The organism is Knoellia aerolata DSM 18566 (genome assembly GCF_000768695.1).
Lineage (GTDB): Bacteria > Actinomycetota > Actinomycetes > Actinomycetales > Dermatophilaceae > Knoellia > Knoellia aerolata.
Genome location: NZ_AVPL01000221.1, coordinates 1 through 223, shown reverse-complemented (window position 1 = coordinate 223; position 223 = coordinate 1). Strand labels below are relative to the sequence as shown.

The following is a 223-nucleotide window of genomic DNA, read 5'->3' as shown; positions in this document are numbered from 1 at the left end:
AGCTCGATGCGCATCGCTTTCAGCAACGCCCGCGCGTTTTCCGAAAGCGGTGTGCCGGGCCGGAACACCAGCAGGCAGGCAAAGCCGATGTCCAGTTCCAGCGGCTTGATGGTCAGCCCGCGCGCCAGGTAGTCCAGCGCCATGACCGGATGCACCAGGCCGATGCCGACGCCATGCAGGGCGAACTCGCAGACGGAATTGGAATAGGGCGTCTCCAGCACCG

At 65.0% G+C, this 223-nt stretch carries 1 protein-coding gene; it reads right to left on the bottom strand.

Annotation, left to right across the window (positions count from 1 at the left end; translation table 11 throughout):
- Nucleotides 1-223, bottom strand: a 223-nt coding sequence (locus tag N801_RS22340; RefSeq protein ID WP_035941348.1) for a LysR substrate-binding domain-containing protein, incomplete at both ends; no start/stop codon positions are given.